The following is a 21385-nucleotide window of genomic DNA, read 5'->3' on the forward strand; positions in this document are numbered from 1 at the left end:
AAGCAGCAGGAAATCTGAGAAAGACGGCGAAAACATAGTGAAATCTGGCCTTTTTTGGATTTTGTATACTTTGAGCGGTTTTTCCGATAGTAGCCGGCAAACCGCTTAAATCAAGAAATTTTCAGAGAAAGCGAGGGATGGTAGAATGGAGCAGATCGAGCTGTCGTCAGCAACTTTAAGCAGCGCTCGGGAATTTATCAGCAGGATAGAGGCCCAGAGCGAAAGTAACATTAAGGCTTGCTACCAATGCGGGAAATGCTCGGCTGGCTGTCCGGTAGCCTTTGCCATGGACTATAGCCCCCGGCAGATCATCCGACTCCTGCAGCTGGGATTAAAAGACGAAGCCTTAAAAGCGCACAGCATTTGGATTTGTGCCCAGTGTGCCACCTGTTCTACCCGCTGCCCGCGGGGCGTAGAACCGGCCCGGCTTATGGAGGCCATGCGGATTGAGGCCAGGAAAAGCGGCATCACGCCGGAAAAGAATATCAAAATCTTCGACGACGCCTTTTTAGACTCCGTCGAAAAGAACGGACGGGTGCACGAATTTGGTCTTATCCTTAACTTTAACCTGAAAACAGGCCAACCCTTCAAAGACGCGGGGATGGGACCAGCAATGATGAAACGGGGGAAGGTCAGCTTGTTCCCGCACAAAATCAAAGGGCAAACCGCCATCAAGCGGATCTTTGACCGCGTGCGCGCTCAGGGAGGTGACCAACATTGAAATACGCCTATTACCCGGGCTGTTCCTTAAGCTCAACCGGGATCGAATACGACCTATCAACCCGGGCCGTAGCCAAACACCTCGGCGTCGACCTGTGGGAAATTCCAGACTGGAACTGCTGCGGGGCGACCTCGGCGCACACCACCGACCACCTGCTGGCCATGGCCCTGCCGGCCCGTACCCTGGCCCAGGCCGAACAGGCAGAACTTGATGTGGCCGTACCCTGTGCTGCCTGCTTCAACCGGATGAAAACGGCGGAAGCGGCCCTGAAGAAAAGCGAAACCACGCGGGCCAAAATCACCGAGATCATCGAAATGGACTACCAGGGGAAAGCGAGCGCCTACGCCCTGCTTGACATCTTCACCCGGCAGATCGGTCTGGAGAACGTCGCCAAACAGGTCAAACGGCCCCTGGCCGGCCTCAAAGTCGCCTGCTACTACGGCTGCTATCTTGTCAGACCGCCGCAGGTCACCGGCTTTGACGACCCGGAAAACCCGCAGAGCATGGACCGTCTCATGACCACCCTTGGCGCCACTCCGCTCAACTGGCCGTACAAAACCGAATGCTGCGGGGCTGGCCTGGGCCAGACCAAACCGGAAATCGGTCTCAAACTCATCCACGACATCTTGCGCGTGGTCAAAGAATTCGGGGCAGAAGCCATCGTAGCCGCCTGTCCACTGTGCTTCATCAACCTCGACATGCGGCAAAGCGAAGTCGCCAGACGCTATGGCCAAAACTTCAACATCCCCGTCTTCTACTTCACCGAACTAATGGCCTGGGCCTTTGGCGAACAACCAGCCACCATTGGGCTGTCCAGACACTTTGTCGAAGCCACCGCCATCATGAACATCACCGAACAACGGCTCAGCGAACAACAAGCAGCCAAAGAAGCCGCCAAAAGCGCCAAAGCCGACAGCAAACCCCAGGGAGGGGAGGGAGAAGCATGAAACGAGTAGGAGTATTTGTCTGCCACTGCGGTACTAACATCGCCGCGGCGGTCGACATAGCCAAAGTCGTCGAACAAATCAAAGAACAACCCAACGTCGCTTACGTCACCGACTACAAATACATGTGTTCCGAACCGGGACAAGAAGTCATCAAAAAAGCCATCACCGAACACAACCTGGACCGGGTCGTTGTCGCCTCGTGCTCCCCGCGGATGCACGAACCGACCTTTCGGAAAACCCTCCAGAGCGTCGGACTGAACATCTACCTCTTAGAAATGGCCAACATCCGGGAACAAGTCTCCTGGGTCCACGCGACAAACAAAGAACAGGCCACTGCTAAGGCGGTCGACCTCATCAAAATGGCCGTCGCCAAAGTCATCCGGAACGTCCCACTCACCGACTCCAAAATCCCGATCACCAAACGAGCCCTGGTCATCGGGGGCGGGATTGCCGGCATGCAAGCAGCCCTGGACATCGCCGAAGCGGGACATGAGGTCGTGCTGGTTGAACGACAGCCGACCATCGGCGGGAAGATGGCCCAGCTGGACAAAACCTTCCCTACCCTCGACTGCTCGGCCTGAATCAGCACCCCGAAAATGGTTGCTGCGGCGCAGCACCCGAACATCAAAATCTACACCTATGCCGAAGTGGAAGAGGTCTCAGGGTATATCGGCAACTTCAAAGCCGTCATCAGAAAGAAAGCCAGCTACGTCGACCACAACAAATGCACCGGCTGCGGCCTGTGTGAAACCAAATGTCCGACCAAAGTGCCCAGCGAATTCGACCTGGGCTTAGGCAAACGGCCGGCCATCTACAAACCCTTCCCGCAGGCGGTTCCGAACAAGCCCGTCATCGACGGGGCCAACTGCCGGAAACTGAAAACTGGCAAATGCGGCATCTGTGAAAAAATCTGTCCGGCTGGAGCGATCAACTTCAACGACAAAGACGAACTGATCGAAGAAAACTTTGGGGCCATCATCATGGCCACCGGCTTTGACCTTTTCCCGTGGGAAGAAGCTTACGGCGAATACGGCTATGGCAAATACCCGGATGTCATCACCAGCCTGCACTTTGAACGGATGGTCAACGCCTCTGGCCCGACCGGGGGCAAGCTCAAACGGCCTTCAGACGGCAAAGAACCACAAAACGTCGTCTTCATCAAATGCGTCGGCTCGCGGGACGACAGCAAAGGCAAAAGCTACTGCTCCAGAGCCTGCTGCATGTACACCGCCAAACACGCCATGCAGGTCATGGAAAAAGTCCATGATGGCCAGGCCTACGTCTTCTACATGGACGTGCGGACTGCGGGTAAGACCTACGAAGAATTCTACCAGCGCTCCGTCCAAAGCGGCGCGCAATACATCCGGGGCCGGGTATCAAAAATATATCCCCTGGGCGACAAACTGATCGTCCGGGGGGAAGACACCCTGATCGGCAAACCCGTCGAAATCGCCGCCGACCTGGTTGTCCTGGCCACTGCCATGGTGCCCAGTGCCGGTTCAGACAAAGTTGCCCAAATGATCGGTTTCTCCCTGGACAAAGACGGCTTCTACCAGGAAGCTCACCCCAAACTCCAGCCGGTAGAAACCTTCACCGCCGGGGTCTACCTCGCCGGGGCCTGTCAGGGACCCAAAGACATCCCGGATACAGTAGCCCAGGCGAGCGCGGCAGCCGTCAAAGTCTGCGGCCTGTTTGCCAAAACAGAAATGACCACCGACCCAATGATCTCGAGCGTCAACGAACGGATCTGCGCAGGCTGCGGCGAATGTGTCCCGATCTGCCCGTACAAAGCCATCGAACTCAAAGTTATCCAGGAGCGGGCGCACGGTAAAACGATCAGCCGCAAAGTGGCGACAGTCAACAGTGGACTCTGTCAGGGCTGCGGCGCCTGCACCGTGGCCTGCCGCGCGGCAGCCATTGACCTCAAAGGCTTTACCAACGAACAAATCCTGGCGGAGGTGGATGCCCTGTGTCTATAGAACAAAGCGCCAACCAGACCTGGGAACCGAAGATTTTGGCCTTTTGTTGCAACTGGTGCTCCTACGCGGGAGCAGACCTGGCGGGCCTAAACCGACTGCAGTATCCGCCCAGCGTCCGCATCGTGCGCGTCCCCTGCTCAGGGCGGATCAACCCCCAGTTTGTCCTGCGGGCCTTTCAGCGGGGAGTCGACGGCGTCCTGGTCTCCGGCTGACACCCGGGAGACTGCCACTATGGTAGTGGCAATTACTTCACCCGGCGCCGGTACCTGATCATGAAACGATTTCTGGAATACATCGGGATTGACCCGAAGCGATTCCAGGCCAAATGGATCTCCGGCTCAGAAGGCCAGAAATTTGCTCAGGTCATCACCGACTTGACCGAAGAAATCAGGGCCCTGGGGCCAAACAGGAAGTTGAGGGATCAAAATGAATGAAATAACCAGCAAAATGCAGCAAATCGCCAGAGAACTCCTGGGAAAAAATGAAGTGCAAGTTATCCTGGGTTGGGAAAAAGGAGCGTTCTGGTTTCAATCATCCCCCGTGGCTGTCCGCAAGATAGAAGAAGTAGGCAAACTCGTCTGGGACGAATTCGGGATCCAGAACCTGGCCAACTTCCTGCTTGACTACCGGGACAGCGACGAAAAGATCGGTATCTTTGTCAAAGGATGCGACTCCCGGGCCGTCAACCGCCTGCTCCAGGACAACCAGTTCCCGCGGGAACGCCTGTATGTCATCGGGGTTCCCTGCGGCGGAAAGAAAGACCCGCAAGAAGCGGGGAGCGGCAAATACACCGAAGCGGCGCAAGTTCCACTGGCTCCCAAATGCCAGACCTGCGCCTATCCCAACCCGGTCATCTACGACGCACTCCTGGGCGAACCGGTCGCCAGCCGACCAGCGGCGGACCGCTTTAAAGCCGTCACTGAACTGGAAAACATGACCCCGGATGAACGCTATGACTTCTGGGCCAAGCAATTCGAAAAGTGCCTCCGCTGCTACGCCTGCCGGAACGTCTGCGTCTGCTGCAGCTGCCGGGAGTGCATCTTCGAACAAACCCGGCCGCAGTGGGTGGGGCGGGAGACCAGTCTTGCTGAGAACCAGATGTATCACCTGATCCGGGCCTTGCACGTCGCGGGACGGTGTGTGGAGTGTGGCGAATGCGAGCGGGTCTGCCCAGTCGGCATACCCCTGATGCTCCTAAACGAAAAAATCATCAAAGACATCAACGAACTGTTCGGACCGTATGACGCCGGGGTTAGCTTGGAGGCAAAACCTCCTTTCGGATTCTTCAAGACCAGTGACCCCGAAGAGTTTATGTAGGAACATTCGGGAGGAGGTGGATGAACATGAAATCAATCAGCAAAGACCGGCTATCTAAAGTCTTAGAGCGCTGGGCCAGTCAGGCAATCGTCTATACCCCGGTGAAAAAAGAAAGGGTGACCCAGTTTGCTCCCTGGACGCCGGACAGCGAACTAGAATTTAGCCACAACACCTTGTTACCGCCAAAGAACGTTTTATTTCCCCAGACGGAAAAAATGTACGCCTTTAACGAACAAAAGGGGCAGGTGGCGGTGGAAGAAATCAAAGCTGATGAGCGCCCGCGTCTGTTGTTTGGGGTCCGGCCCTGTGACCTGAAGGCCATCAGTGAACTTGACCAGGTGTTTTTGACCAAGGGCTTTGTCGACAAATTCTACGCCGATAAAAGAAAGACCCTGGTGACATTCTCCCTCGGGTGCCGACAACCGCTCCCGACCTGTTTCTGCACTTCCCTGGGAGTAAACCCCATCGAAGCCGAAGGAGCAGATGTGGTGGTCTACGACCTGGGTGGCTCATTCGGATTTGCGGTCAAGAATCCAGCTGCCCAAAGCTGGCTGGACAGCGTGGCGGACTTGCTTGACGACACCGACGCCCCGAAGCCCCGGGCGGGCCAATTCACCACCGAGGTAGATTTGACCGGGGTGACGGAAAAGCTGCAGCAGATGTTTAATCACCCGATCTGGGCGGAGATCGCCAGCAAGTGTCTGAACTGCGGCATCTGCACGTATCTATGCCCGACCTGCCACTGCTTTGACATCCAGGGCAAGGTGGTGGGAGAACGCGGGTATAAGTTTCGGTGCTGGGATTCCTGCATGTTTCCCGAATACACCCAGATGGCGGGTGGCCACAACCCCCGACCGACCAAGGTGGAACGCGTCCGTCAGCGGTTTTCGCACAAACTGCGCTATTTCCCGGAGCGGTACGGGATGTACCAGTGCACCGGGTGCGGCCGCTGCCTGAGGCAGTGCCCAATGGGGATCGATATTGTTAGCATCATCAACACCGTAAGGGAGGTGGCCGTCAATGTGTAGCCATGAAGGCAACCCCCTGGTGCCACAGGTGGCGAGGGTAACCAAGATCATCACCGAGACGCCTGATGTGAAAACCTTTCACGTAACGACTGACCAGGGCAAGCCGTTTGACGTGATGCCGGGCCAACTGGCCATGGTATCTTTACTTCCTGTGGGTGAAGCCATGTTTTCCGTAACCTGGCAGGAAGAAGACCACCTGGAATTCGCGATCAAGAAGGTTGGTCTTTTAACTGACGCCCTGCACGAAATTGAAGTCGGGCAGGAGATCGGGATCCGTGGCCCGTACGGCAACGGTTTTCCGGTTGAGGCCTGCAAAGGGAAAGACATCGTCTTTATCGGCGGGGGGATTGGCTTGGCACCCCTGCGTTCAATGATCAACTACTGCATCGAACACCGGGAAGACTACGGTAAACTGCAGGTGATCTACGGGGCGCGCTCGCCCGAAGACCTGGTCTTTAAGGACGACCTGTTTAAGAACTGGCCGGCCGTGAAAGACATGGAGGTTTACGTCACGGTTGACCGGGGTGATGAACGGTGGAAGGGGAACGTGGGTTTTGTTCCCGATTACCTGGACCAGATTCAACCCGCACCGCAGGGCCGGATCGCCGTGACCTGCGGACCGCCGATCATGATCAAATTTGTGTTGAAGGCCCTGGAGCGCATGGGATACAAGGATGATCAGGTGATCACTACCTTGGAAATGCGGATGAAGTGCGGTATTGGCAAATGCGGCCGGTGCAATATTGGCAGCTGCTTTATCTGTCTCGACGGGCCAGTTTTCACTCTGGCGGAGCTCAAGAAATTGCCGGATGAATATTAGTTGGTAGAAGCCATCCCTCAGGGGGTGGCTTTTTGAACTTTGTGATCATATAATGTATTATGTGCTAGCCCGGTGACTACTTCGGGCTGGTCTGGTTAATACTAGGATCAGAAATGTTCACCGTAAAGGTAGGTGAGACCAATGAACAAAAAGATCGACCATTCAACAGACCAGCATGAGCCAAATAATCAGAGCCATACATCGATGCCAAGCAATCATCTACCGGCAACCCATCAACTGGATGATGCTGATGGGCTCCCTGTTAAGCCGGCAGCAGCATCCAACTTGTTGCCGATCTGTATCGTGTGCAACCGGACGCCAGCCCAAGGGATTCGCGGGGGTTTTCTAATTCTGCAAAAATTTTTGTGTACCCGGTGCGAGGCGGACATCGCTGGTTTGACTCTGGAGCATCCCCGATATGAACAGGTGAAGGAACAATTGAAGAAGTTGTGGAATTAACACCGCGTGCAGGCGGTGTTTTTTATTGTTTGCTAAAAGGTTTAATTGTGATGAAAAACGCTTAAGCTGGTGCTTTCCAGCGAGATATGATAAAATAACAACAACCATCATAAACTTTAACTTTGTAGGGTATACGGCGGAGTGTTATGTTGTGACTAAATTGGATCAGAGTCGGCTCCCCTTAGTGGAGGCACTAGAGGCTTATTGCACGGAGCGGGTTATTCCTTTTCACATGCCCGGGCACAAACAGGGACGCGGCTGGCCGGTGCCGTTAAAAAAGATCTTTGGCGAACAGCTGGCTCAATTTGATTTAACGGAGGTACCAGGGCTGGATGACCTGCACTGTCCAGTTGGTCCACTCAAGGAGGCGCAATCTTTAGCAGCGCAGAGCTTTGGTGCCGATCAGACTTTCTTTTTGGTTAATGGCTCGACGGTTGGTATTGAAGCGATGATCCTGGGTATAACAAACCCCGGGGATCAATTGTTAGTACCGCGCCATGCGCACCGGTCTGTCCTGAGTGGTATGATCCTGGCGGGGGCTAAACCGGTTTATTTACCAGTGGAAGTTCACCCGGAAGAAGGTTTTCCGCTCGGGATTACTCTGGGAGCAGTGGCCGCTACTCTCGCGGCTAACCCCCAGGCAAAGGGATTGTTTTTAATTCACCCAACGTTTGAGGGGCTGACTTCGGATATTAGCAGTCTGGTTAAACTGGCTCACAATCGTAATCTGCCGGTGGTAGTTGACGAAGCCCACGGTCCCCACTTCGCGTTTCACCACCGTTTGCCGGTGGCGAGTCTAGCCGCCGGGGCTGATTTAAGCACCCAGAGTACGCATAAGCTTCTGAGTTCAGTTACCCAGACGGCTTTGCTGCACCAGCGGGGGGAACGGGTTTCGGCCCGGCAAGTGCAGAAAAGTTTGCAGATTTTGCAGAGCACCAGTCCGTCGTTTTTGTTAATGGCTTCCCTGGACGCTATGCGATGGCAAATGGCAGCCGAAGGAACAACTCTGCTGGAGCGGACAATCAGTTTGGCCGAAGAGGCCCGGGGGATGATTAACTCCCTTCCCGGCCTGCACTGTCTGGGGCCGGAACTTCTGGATTATCCCGGGGTCAGTGATTACGACCCGACCAAGCTGGTGATCAGTGTCCGGGGCCTTGGGCTAACAGGCCAGCAGGTTGCCGCAATGCTGCGGCGCGACTATCGGGTTCAGGTGGAGATGGCTGCCCCTGCTTACGTTCTGGCGATGGTCACCATTGGAGATGACCGGGAAACAATCGCGGAGCTTTGTGCCGCTTTAAAGAAACTGGTAGAACACTGTCAGTCTGAAATCAGAAGGGAGAACTTTGTACCCATAAGCGATTTATTGGCTGTCGGGAAACAGGTGCCGGTAGTGGAACTGACTCCCCGCGAAGCCTTTTTTGCTCCGGCACGGGTATTGAAGCTGGCGCAGGCGGTCGGCGAGGTGGCGGCGGAAACCGTAGCTCCTTACCCGCCTGGGATTCCGCTGGTCTGTCCCGGGGAACGGATAACCAGTGAGACCGTGGAATTGATTCAAGCCCTCCAGATGATGGGGGTACGGTGGCAGGGGCCAGCCGACCCATCGTTGGAGACTATCCAGGTAGTTGATAGAATATAGCGAAGGGATAGCTAAAAAAAGTGTCAGGCCGATTAATTACTATCGAGGGAATTGATGGGGCGGGAAAAACCACCCAGGCGCAGTTATTGGGGGAATACCTGATCAATCGGGGGTTGGCGGTGGTTACGACCCGAGAGCCAGGTGGAACAGCCATCTCGGAACGAATCCGTGCCATTTTACTTGATCCTGCCCACCGGAACATGAGTGTTCAAGCCGAGGTTTTGCTTTACGCGGCGGCCAGAGCTCAGCTTGTCGCCGAGGTGATCAAGCCGGCCCTGGCGGCGGGCCAGGTGGTAATTTGTGATCGCTTTATTGATTCCACCCTGGCCTATCAAGGAGCTGGCCGGGGGCTTGACCAGAAATCTTTGGGACCAGTGATCAATTTAGCCACTGGGGGCCTGGAGCCAGATTTGACTCTCCTGCTTGATCTTGACCCGGCCGAGGGACAGAACCGAATCCGTCAAGGACGGATAAGAAATGGCGGGCCTTACAACGACAGGCTTGAACAGGAAAGCCTGGAGTTTTACCAGCGGGTGCGTAACAGTTTTCTGACCCTGGCTCGCCAGAACCCGAACCGGATTAAGGTGATCGCTGCTGCCCAGCCACGAGAGGCGGTGTGGGCGGAAATCAAGGCCACGGTGGACGAACTCTTCTCATTTTAGACTTTAAGGAGTGGCAGATGTGAGAATCGCGGATCGACTGCCCAACAATATTGAACGACAAGGTACGGTTGCGCGCGAAGCGAGCGGCGCAGGAGAAACCGGACCTTCGTTCGCGGTTGAAATCAGCCGTGTCGAAGACCGTTACTGGCGTCAGGATCTGGAGCGGCTGCTAGTTGAGGTTGATGTCAGGGCGGAGAGGCTGAAAAAACAATGGACGGTGCAGACCTTGCGTGAATATAAAGAAGCAGTGGCCCGGTTCCTGAAGGAGGCGAACCACCGAACGTATCAGGTCAGGGAGGAAAATGGCTGGGACCGACGAGGAAACCATCGGGTTCTGATGGTGGTTGCTAGGGTAAATAAGGAGTTGGAAGAACTGGCCGAGATGTTCCTTTCTCAGCATAAGAATGAGTTGGACCTCCTGAAGAAATTATGGGATATTCGTGGCCTGCTGGTGGATTTATATTCGTGAACTGGGAATGATGTAACGCGCTGGCTGCAGCATGGCTAGAGAGATGGCAAGGGATTTCGTGAAAGGAGTATTATATCAAGATCAAGATAGGGAGTTTATAACATGTTGCTCCGAGAGATACTGGGACAAGATATTGCTGTCAATCAATTGCAGAACGCGCTGCGTCAGAATCGCATCAGTCACGGCTACCTTTTTGTCGGACCGGACGGGGTAGGCAAGCGGACAACAGCGTTGGCTTTTGCCCAAGCCTTGAACTGTCTGACCAGAGAGAATGGTGATGGGTGTGGGCGGTGTGCGTCCTGTTTGAAGCTGGCTCATGGCAACCACCCCAATCTGCATTTGATCGAGCCTGAGGGCAGTACCCTGAGAATCCAACAAATCAGGGCTGTTCAGCAATCGGCTCAGTACCGCCAGCTTGATGCAGGATGGAAGGTGTTTGTATTCCTGGAGGCGGATAAGCTGACTCTACCGGCAGCCAACAGCCTCTTAAAGGTTCTGGAGGAGCCGCCAGCCAATACGGTGTTAATCCTAATCACCAAACATACTTTTGGCTTGCTCCCAACGGTCTTATCCCGCTGTCAGAAGATTTCTTTTACCCATTTGTCCGCGTCGGTGATCAGGGAACTGCTGATTACCAGGCACTGGTTGCCGGCGGAACGAGCGAGTTTTGTGGCTGCATTGGCTGGGGGCAATATGACGACTGCCCTAGCGGCGGCTGAATCTGGCGAACTGTTGCAGTGGCGGGAGGAGGCCATTGGGTTTCTGGCTACTTTGCAGACACAGCCGACTCCGACCATATTTCAGCGGGTAGATCAACTGGAACGGGAGAGGGAGCGGTTGGGCTGGCTCCTGGAGACCATGATCTTGTGGTGCCGCGATGCCTTGCTGTGGCAGGAAACGCATGACCGGACTCTGCTGGTTAATACCGATAAAGTTGAGGAGATAATGAAAGTTTCGCTGAACTCGAACCAGCTCGTGCAGGTTTTGCAGGCTTTGCATGAAGCCAGGCGTTACCTGCAGCAGAACGCCAATGTTCGTTTAACTCTAGAGAGTCTGTTTATTGAACTACATCAGATTATCCTGGGAGGAAATTTATATCATGATCGAAGTTGTGGGGATTCGTTTTAAAAAAGCGGGGAAAATTTACTACTTTGACCCCGGAAATTTTTCCTTATCCGTAGGCAGTAAAGTCATTGTCGAAACTGCCCGGGGGATTGAGTTTGGTGAAGTGGTAATTGGCCCTCGCCATGTACCTGAGGAGGAAATTGTTTCCCCCTTGAAAAAAGTAATACGTGTTGCTACTCCGGAAGATGAAAAACACGTTGAAGAAAACCGGCGAAAAGAAAAAGAAGGCTTTCAAATTTGCTTGAAAAAGATCGCCGAACATGAATTGCCGATGAAGCTGATCGATGTGGAGTATACCTTTGACAACAGTAAAATCATTTTCTACTTTACCGCTGAAGGGCGGGTTGATTTTCGAGAACTGGTGAAAAACTTGGCTTCGATCTTTCGGACACGGATTGAATTGCGCCAGATCGGGGTCCGGGATGAGGCTAAGATGCTAGGGGGCATTGGAAGCTGTGGTCGGGTGCTGTGCTGTGCAGCATTTTTGGGTGATTTTGAGCCGGTCTCGATCCGGATGGCTAAAGACCAGAATCTGTCTTTGAACCCGACCAAGATCTCGGGTATCTGTGGACGTTTAATGTGCTGTTTGAAGTATGAAACTGATTCTTATGATAGTGTGAAAGAAAGCATGAAAGAACCGGCCGGTCCGGGTAGCTGCTACCGGAACGGTTGTTGCCAGCAGGAAGGGGTAACCGATGAAGGTCACGCAACATTTGATTGAGCTGGAAGAAAAACTGATCACTATCCTGGAAGAAGTTCGCCAACTTAAGATGTATGTTTGTGCTCTGGAAGAAGAGAACGCGAAGCTGCAGGCCGAGCTCTGTGCATACGGTGAAGTTGAGCGCCAGAAGGTGAATGACAACGCTAAGCAAATCGGGCGGGCTGGGTACGAGAACCTGGAGCGGCTGTACGCGGAAGGTTTCCACATCTGCCATCTTCATTTTGCCCAGCAGCGGAACGGTGATTGTCTTTTTTGTTTGAGTTTTCTGCAGCGCGACAGATCTTAGCCATACTGAGATCAGGGATGTCTAATGAATACCACGGATAAAGACCAGGAGACAATTGATGATTTGATTATCAATAATCTGAAGATCATTCAAAGCCGGAGCGGTTTCCGTTTTTCTCTCGATGCTGTGCTGTTAGCCCACTTTGTTTCTTTGCAGGCCGGGAACCGGGTCCTGGACCTGGGGACAGGCAATGGGGTTATTCCCCTGCTACTAACCACTCGTGCCAGCCGGCTGCAAATTCATGGTCTAGAAATTCAACCGGCAATGGTTGAGCTGGCCCGCCGCAGCGTCCAGCTGAATGGGTTAGCGCACCTGATCCAGATTGATCAAGGTGACTTGCGAGAGGCCGACAACCGCTATGGGTTGGCGGTCTTTGATCTGGTCGTCTGCAACCCGCCCTTTCAAAAAGTGGGGACAGGAAAAATTAATCCTAACCCGGCGATAGCTTTGGCACGTCATGAGCTGGCCTGCTGCCTGGAGGATGTTGTTCGTATTGGTGCCCTTGTCCTCAAGCCAGGTGGACGGCTGGCCTTGATCCAGCGACCGCAACGCCTGGCTGAGATTTTTGAGTTGTTTAGCCGGTACGGCTTAACAGCCAGACGTCTCCGGTTGGTGTATCCGCAGGTTCACCGTGCGCCCAATCTGGTGTTGATCGAGGGAGCAAAGGGTGGAAAATCCGAATTAAAAGTCTTACCTCCGCTGGTGGTGTACGAGGCGGGGGGTGGGTATACGAGGGAGATCCAGCAAATTTACTACGGTGAGCAGAGGGGGTTCAACCAGGGTGAACCCGAGTGAAGCAATCGGTTCAGGAATCTTGTATTTGTGCGCAACTCCAATCGGAAACCTGGAGGACATCACCTACCGGGTTTTACGTGTTTTGAGGGAGGTTGATTTGATCGCGGCGGAAGATACCCGGCACACACGCAAGCTCTTGTCTCACTACCAGATCCATACCCCCTTGACCAGCTACTTTGAGCATAACAAGGTAGAAAAAGGGGCATACTTATTGCGGAAATTACAGGAAGGCACCAGTATTGCTCTGGTTTCGGACGCGGGGATGCCCGGCATCTCTGACCCGGGATATGAACTGGTTGTTGGGGCAATTGAAGCGGGCATTACCGTTGTGCCGGTACCGGGCCCGTCAGCGATTTTAGCTGCTCTGGTTGTATCAGGGCTACCTACTGATCGGTTTGTTTTTGAGGGGTTTTTACCGCGCCGAAAAATGGAGCGCCAACGCCGCCTGGAGGTGTTGAAAGAAGAGCCGCGGACCATTGTGCTCTTTGAAGCGCCACACCGGTTGGTGTCACTGCTGGAAGCCATCCGTGAGAACTGGGGCGAAAGACGGCTGGCGGTAGTTAGGGAACTGACTAAGAAGTTTGAAGGAGTGCAACGTGGTACCACTTCTGAGCTGCTCCAGTACTTTTCCGTCAATCCCCCGCGGGGAGAAATAACCCTGGTAATCCAGGGGTTTGCAACGGCGGCTGCTCCAGCCGCACTTCCCACCGATCCCGGCCAACAGGTAGCTGCTTTGGAGGCACAGGGGTTGACGCGAAAAGAAGCTATCAAGGAGGCGGCTAGGTTGCTCGGCCGGCCGAAAAGAGAAGTCTATCGCGCGGTGCTGCAAGCAGAGGGAGAACTGGATGAATGAACATCAGCCTGTTGAAGGAAATGGTACAGGGTGAGGTTAAACGACAGCGTGACCGGTTGATCCGAATCAGCCAGGCCATCCATGCCCACCCGGAAACCAGGTTTCAGGAATACTTTGCCCAGAAACTGCTCTGTACCGAGTTAAAGAAATCAGGTTTTAAGGTGGAAAAAGGGATTGCCGAACTTGACACCGCGTTCTGGGCTGTGCTAGCGGGCCGGGAGGCAGGACCAACTATTGCTTTCGTTGCTGAATACGACGCACTCCCTGCCTTGGGTCATGGTTGTGGCCATAACTTGATTGCTGCGGCAAGCGTGGGGGCGGCCCTGGCTCTACGTAAAGTCATGCCCCGCTTACCGGGTAAAATCTCTGTAGTCGGCGCTCCCGGGGAAGAGGGCGGCGGCGGTAAGGCCATCATGGTCAATCGGGGGTTTTTTCAAGGTATTGATGTGGCAATGCTGGCGCATCCCGCTGACCGGACTGTGGTGCGGACAAATTCCCTGGCCGGTTATGTTCTGGAGGTCCGTTTCCAGGGACGACCTGTTCATTCCGCCCGGGCCCCGCATGACGGAATTAACGCTCTGGAGGCCGTGATCTTAACGTTTAACAATATTAATTCACTGCGGCAAACCTTGAAGGACGATGTGCGGATTCAGGGAATTATTTCTGAGGGTGGATTGGCACTCAACATCTTACCGGAGGTGGCGGCGGCTCGCTTCAGCATTCGTTCGGCCAAGCGAGATTACCTGAATGAAGTTGTAGACAAGGTGGAGAAGTGCGCGCAAGGGGCAGCCTTGGCCACCGGAGCGGAGGTTAGTTTTCTCGGCCTGGGTTGTTATGATGAACTGCGCCTCAACACTACCCTGGCTGGCGTCTTCGAGGCGAATTTGCAGGCCCTGGGAATTTCGCCAACGTCAGAAGAAAGCGGGCTGGGGGCGACGGATATGGGCAACGTCAGCCATGTGGTACCGACGATTCACCCTTATTTTGCGATCGCGCCTGAAGGCGTCGCCATGCATACCCACAAGTTTGCAGAGTTAGCGGTGAGTGATCAGGCTCACGCCGGGATGCTGGTCATGGCTCAGGCCATGGCCATGACGGCGATTGATGTACTCGCGGATCCTGAGTTGTACGCGGCGATTCGTCAGGAGTTCAAAGGGGCTTAGGGTGGTGAAAAAAAAGAGACACCATACTGGGGTCTCCTTGTAAAGAATTCTCAACTTAATCAAACTTATTTCTATGTATTCACCGCAAGAGAACGGCTAAACAGCTTGTTGGGCCATGGCACTGGCGCATTCTCGGCAGACGTTTTTCCCTTTGAAATTCTGTACATCATCGGCATTGCCGCAGAAAACACAGGCCGGCTCGTATTTCTTGAGAATGATCTTCTCGTGGTCGACGTAGATTTCGAGAGCGTCTTTCTCGTCGATCCCCAGAGTGCGCCGTAATTCAATGGGAATTACTACTCTGCCTAGTTCGTCTACTTTTCTTACGATGCCAGTTGATTTCACCGATTCTCGCCCCTTTCAACAGGTTTCGACAGAATTCTTCTTGTCTAAATGATACCAGGGATTCCAGAAAAAGTCAACCCCCTAATAAATAAATTTTTATTTTAACGGCAGGGGACGGCGGGTGGAAATCTTGACAATTTCGTTGGTGCCAACTATACTTAAACTCAAATCAATGAAGAGAAAAGTGATGACAGGAAGAGTAGACTGCGAAAACGCGGGAACAGAGAGCGGGAGGAGGTGAAAGCCCGCCCCGACGAGCAGTTGAAGATGGTCCTTGAACTGTACTACTGAACCTCCGGGGGAAATCAGTTGACTGAATTGACCCGGCCAGTAGGTAGTACCGGCGTAATTAAGGCCGCCGTTATTCCGCCGAGTCCGAGAAGTTGCTGTTTACATTTTTCGGACTCATGGAGGCTCCTGCTGCGAGGGAGGAGCAAATTAGGGTGGTACCACGAAGGTGAAGAAGTCCTCTCGTCCCTGACCGGGATGAGAGGTTTTTATGTTTTATTTCGTGAAGAAGGAGAGGATGTTGCTGGATGTCCCGGAAAACTTTCTACATTACTACCCCTATCTACTACCCCAGTGATAACCTGCACATCGGGCACGCTTATACGACCGTAGCTGCTGACACGATGGCTCGCTATAAGCGGATGAGGGGGTATGATGTCTTTTTTTTGACGGGTTCAGATGAGCACGGGCAGAAGATTGAGCGAAAAGCTCAATCCGAGGGGCTTGCTCCCCTGACCTATGTTGACCGGATCGTGGCTAATTTTCAACACTTATGGCAACAGCTCTACATATCTAATGATGATTTCATTCGGACGACTGAGGAGCGTCACAAACGGGTAGTGCAGGAAATTTTTCAAAAGATCTATGAACAGGGTGATATTTATAAATCTCAATACGCTGGTTGGTACTGCACTCCCTGTGAGACTTTCTGGACGGAACGGCAGGCTGAAGGCGGGGTTTGCCCTGACTGCGGGCGACCGGTAGAACTACTCCATGAGGAGAGTTATTTCTTCAGGCTGTCCAAGTATCAGGACCGCTTACTCAGATACATTGAGGAAAACCCTGATTTTATTCAACCTGTTACCCGACGTAACGAAATGATCAATTTTATCAAGAGCGGGCTGGAAGATCTGTGTGTTTCTCGCACAACTTTCAAGTGGGGAGTGCCGGTCCCGTTTGCTGAAGGCCATGTCATTTATGTATGGTCTGATGCCCTGACCAATTACATCTCCGCCATTGGCTATGGCACCGACCCGGAAAAGTTTGCGCGCTACTGGCCGGCTGATGTACATCTGGTTGGGAAAGACATTGTGCGCTTCCACACCATCATCTGGCCGATTATCTTGATGGCGGCTGGTCTTCCGCTGCCGAAGAAGGTGTTTGGTCATGGCTGGCTGTTGCTGGAAGGCGGGAAAATGTCCAAGTCCAAGGGCAATGTTGTTGATCCCCTGGTCCTGATCGACAAATATGGCGTAGACGCCATTCGTTACTACCTGCTGCGCGAACTGCCTTTTGGGGCTGACGGCTACTACTCAGAGGATGCTCTGATACAGCGGATTAATTCTGACCTGGCCAACGATCTGGGCAACCTGGTTAGCCGGACACTGGCGATGATCGAGCGCTACTTCGACGGGACGGTACCGGCCCCAGGACCGATAACAGCCCTGGACCAGGAGGTGATTACCCTCGCTCAACAGACGGTGCGTGAAGTTGAGGAACTGTTCGAGAAATTTGAATTAAGCAACGCCCTGATCACCATCTGGCGGCTGATCGGCCGGTTGAACAAATACATTGATGAAACTGCTCCCTGGGCGCTGGCTAAAGATGAGAGCCGACGGGGGCGATTAGGGACGGTCCTGTACCAACTGGCGGAGGGAATACGCTGGGTGACCATTCTTTGCTCACCGTTTATGCCGGTACTACCCACCCGGGTTTGGCCACAACTGGGGTTGGTCAATCAGCCAGAGCAGCAAACCTGGGCGAGTTTAGAACATTGGGGTGGATTACCGGCGGGAGGTCAGATCAAACGTGGCCAATCGCTCTTTCCCCGGGTAGAGACAGAGGCTGAAGCTGTCCACGCGAATACGGCAGGGGGATTAGTGATCGGCCCCACACCAACAGATAGAAAGGATGGGTCCAAAGTGAATTCAATCAATGCGTCCAATACTGCACCAGCCGCAGTACCCGAGACCAAGCCAGAACCACAACTGATCAGTATCGATGATTTTGCCAGAATTGAATTAAGGGTAGCCCAAATTGTCTCGGCAAAAAAGGTAGAGAAGGCGGACAAGCTCTTAGAAATTGAAGTGGAAGTAGGTGGGGAGACCCGCACGATCGTGTCGGGCATCGCCCAGTACTATGCGCCAGCGGACCTAATTGGGAAAAAGATTGTCCTGGTTTATAACCTTAAGCCTTCTAAAATCCGGGGGATTCAATCGCAAGGAATGCTGCTGGCGGCCTCAAATGGGGAACAGTTAGAAGTCTTGATGCTGAACAGTGATATTCCCACTGGCAGCCGGGTTAAGTAAGGGGATGTTGATATGTTCATTGATTCCCACGCCCATCTTGATGACCGGCAGTATAAAGCAGACCAGCAGGAAGTGATTGAGCGGGCCAGTAAAAACGGGGTTACCCAGATCGTCTGTGTGGGGTACGATCTACCTTCATCAAAGCGCGTGGTAGCTCTGGCGAAACGCTACGCTAACATTTTTGCCGCCGTCGGCATCCATCCTCACGATGCCCAGGACACCGATGAGTCGACTTGGGCCCAGTTGTATGAACTCGGTCGAGACACTAGAGTGGTGGCGATTGGGGAGATGGGGTTGGATTACTACCGTAACCTGTCACCCCGGGACGTCCAGCAGGCGGTTTTTCGCCGCCAGATCAACCTGGCAAAAGAGCTGGGACTCCCGATCATCATTCACGACCGCGATGCGCACGGTGATGTGCTCAGGATAATGAAAGAGGAAAAGGTGAACGAAGTCGGTGGTGTGCTGCACTGTTTTTCAGGGAGCTGGGAAATGGCCCAGGAATGTTTGAAGCTGGGGTTCTACATTTCCCTGGCTGGGCCGGTTACCTTTGCCAATGCCCGCGGACCACAGGAGATTGCGCAAAAGGTCCCGCTTGACCGACTCCTGGTCGAAACTGATTGTCCTTATTTGACGCCGGATACCTGGCGCGGCCAGCGGAATGAGCCGGCTTATGTAAAGCGGGTGGCGGAAAAGATCGCGGCTCTGCGCCGGATTTCATTAGAAGAAGTAGCCGAGGCGACTACGGCCAATGCCAGATGTCTGTTTCGATTGCTAGATAAAAAACAATAAAAAATGAAATTGACTGCAACCTCTCGTACAAGAGGTTGTTTTTTCTGCCCAAAATTGGTAATAATGTATAAAAAGTTCTTTTACAAAGGATGTGACCATAAAATGCAATAGAGTGGTACAAAGAAGTTCCAGTTGGGAAAGAGGAAAACCTGGCCCGGGTGGCGAATATCTTCTAGTACTATCCAACTAAGGTAAACACCCCCAGGCAACAAATATGGTAACGGGAGGAATCAGATGAAACGAACCGAAATTTTGGGACGATGGGGAATTAATCGTCTCATTGAAGTCGCCAAGGGACGCTGGTTGGTAGTAATAGTTGTCGGAATTCTGTTAGGGATCTTTGCCGGCGTGGCCATAGAAGAGAAAGCGGTTGTAATTCAGGTTGATGGCCAGCAGGTGACGTTGAGGACATTTAAGTCGACGGTTGGAGAGGCACTAAGCCAAACGGAAATCCAGTTAGGGGCTCAGGACAGGGTCATTCCAGATCCAGGGACGAAGCTCAAAGATGGCATGCAGATTCAGGTATTGCGGGCCTTCCCGGTTCAGCTTATAGTGGACGGGGAGGTCAGAGAAGTGGTCACGCCACCGGCCACGGTTCAGGAGGTTCTTGAGCTGGCTGGAATTAAAATGGGGCCTCTCGACCAGGTTTCACCTGCTCTATCAGAAGCTGTTACCGGTGGGGTACGGGTGCAGATCATCCGGGTGGAAGAAAAAATGATGACGGCTGACGTAGAAATCCCTTATCCAGTAGACCGACGACAGGATCAGAATCTGGAGCGCGGGATTAACCGGGTTCTCCAAAAAGGCCGGAACGGGCTGGAAAGACAATTGGTGAAGGTAACCTACGAAAATGGCAAGGAAGTCAAACGAGAGGTTATCAGTTCCGAAGTGATTAAAGAACCGGTCAAGGCGATTATTGCCATGGGTTCTCTGACAAGCGTGTCCCGCGGTGGTCAGCGGTTAAACTTTGACCGTGCCATGGTGATGACGGCTACTGCCTATACCTACACTGGACACAACACGGCCACGGGGATACCGCCATATGTTGGTGGAATTGCCGTTGACCCGAAGGTAATCCCACTGGGGACGAAGCTTTATGTTGATGGCTACGGCTTTGCGACGGCGGTTGACTGTGGTGGGGCGATTGTCGGCAACCGCATTGACGTATTTCTGGAGACAGAAAGAGAATGTCAGCGGTGGGGCCGGCGTCAGGTGAAAGTGTTTGTGCTTAACTAAGCAATCCGACGACTTGCTACCCCTAAAGAGGAGAGACTATTTCTCCTCTTTATTCTTTTTCCTATCATTCCCTGAAGGGGTAAGGGGCCGTACGTCGAATTTAACTACTTGTCCAATTGCTTGTAAACCTATGGACAGGGAGGATGGGGATGAATCTTCGACGCGCTCAGATTACGCAAACTCTGGCTATTTTATTGTTTGTTATTTTTTTATTAGGACGTGGGGAATTAATTGCCCGGACAACCCAAGCGGAGCAGCTAGACCTTGAGCCGCTGGTAACGAATGAAGCTATTCTACCGAGCGTGCCGCTTTTGGGACCGGCCGAATCCTCGGCGTCAGTGGCCGCCGGGGCAGTGGAACCGGCCAAGCCAGCTGAATCGTCAACTGCGGTTAAGCCAGCCGCTGAGACGGCAGCACCGGCCGAGACTCCGTCAGTTCATCGGCCAGTTCGCTTGCCGGGCCGTGTGGTCCTGGGTTATTATGCGGAGTGGGGCAGTGACCGTTCATCTTATGATTCCTTTCGAAAGAATGTGAACAACCTGTCCTGGGTAGCGCCCTTCTGGTATTCAGTTGATCGGGATGGTCAGTTGAGAAGCCAGGGAGGGGATCAGGACAAAGTTATGGATTTAGCCAGGGCATCTGGGAAAAAAGTGATCGTTCTATTTAATAACCTTGATGGAAACGATACGGTTTTACGTGATCCGGCTGCCCGCCAGAGAGCAGTTGAGAACATTGTTGAGGTTGTTCTCGCTAAAGGTTATGATGGGGTCAATATAGATTTTGAGAACCTGGAACCAGCGTCTCGGAAGGGGCTAACCCAATTGATGGCTGATTTGTCAGCTAGACTCTGGCCAGCAGGACGGTTGGTGACAGTGGCGGTGGCACCTAAGTTATCGGCGAATGAAGACAGCAACAATTTTGCCGCGGCGTACGATTACGCTGCCTTAGGGCGGCATACTGATTACGTGGTGATCATGAGCTATGACCAGCATGCCAGGTGGAGTGAGGCGGGGCCGGTAGCTGACTTCCGCTGGGTGCAACAAACTATTCGGTACGCTATAACTCAGATCCCGGCCGAACAGATTTTACTGGGGATCGCCGGGTATGGTTACGATTGGTCGACCGAGGGGGTAAAAATTATTAAAGCTAATCAGGCCGAAGAGCTGGCCAATTGGTACGGCGCAAAAATTCAGTGGGATAAAGACAGCCGGGTCCCCTATTTTGCATACACCCAAAACGGGGTCAGGCATGAAGTCTGGTATGAAGATTATCGCAGTGTTGAAGCCAAGCTCGAGCTGGTCAGTTCGCATGGTCTGGGTGGTGTTGCCTTATGGAGACTTGGTCAGGAAGAAGATAAATTGTGGCCGCGGGTAGCCGAGAGGCTGAACTAAAATTGTTGCGTTTTTTAGGCGGGTACAATTCTCGCCTTAATTGTTTCTTGTATCGAAAGTCAATTACTGGATAATAATAATTTCTGGAACCGATTAAGTGGAA

General features: G+C 53.3%; 22 protein-coding genes and 1 other annotated feature. Of the genes, 21 read left to right on the forward strand and 1 reads right to left on the reverse strand.

Translation table 11 applies throughout. From position 1 onward, the window contains the following. The first annotated feature begins 145 nt into the window (after nucleotides 1-145). The 17 genes from HPY81_05325 to HPY81_05405 all read left to right on the forward strand — a co-directional run bounded on the left by HPY81_05325 (nucleotide 146) and on the right by HPY81_05405 (nucleotide 14981). Nucleotides 146-721 (forward strand): heterodisulfide reductase subunit C, encoded by a 576-nt coding sequence (locus HPY81_05325; GenBank protein NPV26873.1) that lies wholly within the window; start codon nucleotides 146-148, stop codon nucleotides 719-721. Further along, a complete protein-coding gene (locus HPY81_05330; protein NPV26874.1) occupies nucleotides 718-1668 on the forward strand; it encodes a CoB--CoM heterodisulfide reductase iron-sulfur subunit B family protein in 951 nt (316 codons plus the stop codon). The genes HPY81_05325 and HPY81_05330 overlap by 4 nt, the downstream gene beginning before the upstream one ends. After that, complete coding sequence (locus HPY81_05335; protein NPV26875.1) at nucleotides 1665-3647, forward strand: CoB--CoM heterodisulfide reductase iron-sulfur subunit A family protein; 1983 nt, start codon at nucleotides 1665-1667, stop codon at nucleotides 3645-3647. The genes HPY81_05330 and HPY81_05335 overlap by 4 nt, the downstream gene beginning before the upstream one ends. After that, the gene (locus tag HPY81_05340; protein NPV26876.1) at nucleotides 3638-4081 is read left to right on the forward strand and encodes a hydrogenase iron-sulfur subunit; all 444 of its coding nucleotides are present in this window, start codon (nucleotides 3638-3640) and stop codon (nucleotides 4079-4081) included. Before HPY81_05335 ends, HPY81_05340 begins: the two co-directional genes overlap by 10 nt. Continuing rightward, on the forward strand, nucleotides 4074-4964 hold the full coding sequence (locus HPY81_05345; GenBank protein NPV26877.1) for a 4Fe-4S ferredoxin: 891 nt from the start codon (nucleotides 4074-4076) through the stop codon (nucleotides 4962-4964). Before HPY81_05340 ends, HPY81_05345 begins: the two co-directional genes overlap by 8 nt. Before the next feature lie 26 nt (nucleotides 4965-4990). Further along, nucleotides 4991-5992 carry a 4Fe-4S ferredoxin gene (locus HPY81_05350; protein NPV26878.1) on the forward strand — a complete coding sequence of 334 codons (1002 nt, stop codon included), beginning with the start codon at nucleotides 4991-4993 and terminating at the stop codon, nucleotides 5990-5992. After that, nucleotides 5985-6812: an FAD/NAD(P)-binding protein gene (locus HPY81_05355; GenBank protein NPV26879.1), complete on the forward strand. Its 828-nt coding sequence runs from the start codon at nucleotides 5985-5987 to the stop codon at nucleotides 6810-6812. Before HPY81_05350 ends, HPY81_05355 begins: the two co-directional genes overlap by 8 nt. A 141-nt stretch (nucleotides 6813-6953) precedes the next feature. After that, a complete protein-coding gene (locus HPY81_05360; protein ID NPV26880.1) occupies nucleotides 6954-7271 on the forward strand; it encodes a hypothetical protein in 318 nt (105 codons plus the stop codon). Nucleotides 7272-7422: 151 nt separating this feature from the next. Next, complete coding sequence (locus tag HPY81_05365; GenBank protein ID NPV26881.1) at nucleotides 7423-8907, forward strand: aminotransferase class I/II-fold pyridoxal phosphate-dependent enzyme; 1485 nt, start codon at nucleotides 7423-7425, stop codon at nucleotides 8905-8907. Nucleotides 8908-8927: 20 nt separating this feature from the next. Next, nucleotides 8928-9569, forward strand: coding sequence for a dTMP kinase (locus HPY81_05370; GenBank protein ID NPV26882.1), 642 nt, complete (start codon nucleotides 8928-8930; stop codon nucleotides 9567-9569). 19 nt (nucleotides 9570-9588) lie between these two features. Continuing rightward, nucleotides 9589-10038 carry a YaaR family protein gene (locus tag HPY81_05375; GenBank protein ID NPV26883.1) on the forward strand — a complete coding sequence of 150 codons (450 nt, stop codon included), beginning with the start codon at nucleotides 9589-9591 and terminating at the stop codon, nucleotides 10036-10038. Between the two features lie 102 nt (nucleotides 10039-10140). Next, nucleotides 10141-11166: a DNA polymerase III subunit delta' gene (gene holB, locus HPY81_05380; protein NPV26884.1), complete on the forward strand. Its 1026-nt coding sequence runs from the start codon at nucleotides 10141-10143 to the stop codon at nucleotides 11164-11166. Then, on the forward strand, nucleotides 11138-11884 hold the full coding sequence (locus tag HPY81_05385) for a stage 0 sporulation family protein (GenBank protein ID NPV26885.1): 747 nt from the start codon (nucleotides 11138-11140) through the stop codon (nucleotides 11882-11884). Before holB ends, HPY81_05385 begins: the two co-directional genes overlap by 29 nt. Then, entirely contained in the window at nucleotides 11859-12170 is a 312-nt protein-coding gene (locus HPY81_05390) for a DUF972 family protein (protein ID NPV26886.1), read from the forward strand. The genes HPY81_05385 and HPY81_05390 overlap by 26 nt, the downstream gene beginning before the upstream one ends. A 24-nt stretch (nucleotides 12171-12194) precedes the next feature. After that, entirely contained in the window at nucleotides 12195-12965 is a 771-nt protein-coding gene (locus HPY81_05395) for a tRNA1(Val) (adenine(37)-N6)-methyltransferase (GenBank protein ID NPV26887.1), read from the forward strand. Between the two features lie 4 nt (nucleotides 12966-12969). After that, nucleotides 12970-13818, forward strand: a complete 849-nt coding sequence (rsmI, locus tag HPY81_05400; protein NPV26888.1) for a 16S rRNA (cytidine(1402)-2'-O)-methyltransferase — start codon at nucleotides 12970-12972, stop codon at nucleotides 13816-13818. Beyond that, nucleotides 13815-14981: a M20 family metallopeptidase gene (locus HPY81_05405; GenBank protein NPV26889.1), complete on the forward strand. Its 1167-nt coding sequence runs from the start codon at nucleotides 13815-13817 to the stop codon at nucleotides 14979-14981. Before rsmI ends, HPY81_05405 begins: the two co-directional genes overlap by 4 nt. Nucleotides 14982-15077: 96 nt before the next feature. Here the strand turns inward: HPY81_05405 and HPY81_05410 are convergent, their stop codons facing one another. After that, a complete protein-coding gene (locus tag HPY81_05410; GenBank protein ID NPV26890.1) occupies nucleotides 15078-15326 on the reverse strand; it encodes an AbrB/MazE/SpoVT family DNA-binding domain-containing protein in 249 nt (82 codons plus the stop codon). A gap of 178 nt (nucleotides 15327-15504) precedes the next feature. Continuing rightward, nucleotides 15505-15808: a binding site (T-box leader), on the forward strand. 54 nt (nucleotides 15809-15862) lie between these two features. Here HPY81_05410 and metG point away from each other — a divergent pair. The 4 genes from metG (at nucleotide 15863) to HPY81_05430 (ending at nucleotide 21282) form a co-directional block, all read left to right on the forward strand. Next, a complete protein-coding gene (metG, locus tag HPY81_05415; protein ID NPV26891.1) occupies nucleotides 15863-17863 on the forward strand; it encodes a methionine--tRNA ligase in 2001 nt (666 codons plus the stop codon). 12 nt (nucleotides 17864-17875) lie between these two features. Beyond that, nucleotides 17876-18655, forward strand: coding sequence for a TatD family hydrolase (locus HPY81_05420; GenBank protein ID NPV26892.1), 780 nt, complete (start codon nucleotides 17876-17878; stop codon nucleotides 18653-18655). A 234-nt stretch (nucleotides 18656-18889) separates the two neighbouring features. Continuing rightward, entirely contained in the window at nucleotides 18890-19891 is a 1002-nt protein-coding gene (locus HPY81_05425) for a DUF348 domain-containing protein (GenBank protein ID NPV26893.1), read from the forward strand. Nucleotides 19892-20040: 149 nt separating this feature from the next. Further along, nucleotides 20041-21282, forward strand: a complete 1242-nt coding sequence (locus tag HPY81_05430) for a glycoside hydrolase family 18 (protein ID NPV26894.1) — start codon at nucleotides 20041-20043, stop codon at nucleotides 21280-21282. Nucleotides 21283-21385 lie beyond the last annotated feature (103 nt).

Source organism: Bacillota bacterium, assembly GCA_013178045.1.
GTDB lineage: Bacteria > Bacillota > Ch66 > Ch66 > Ch66 > Ch66.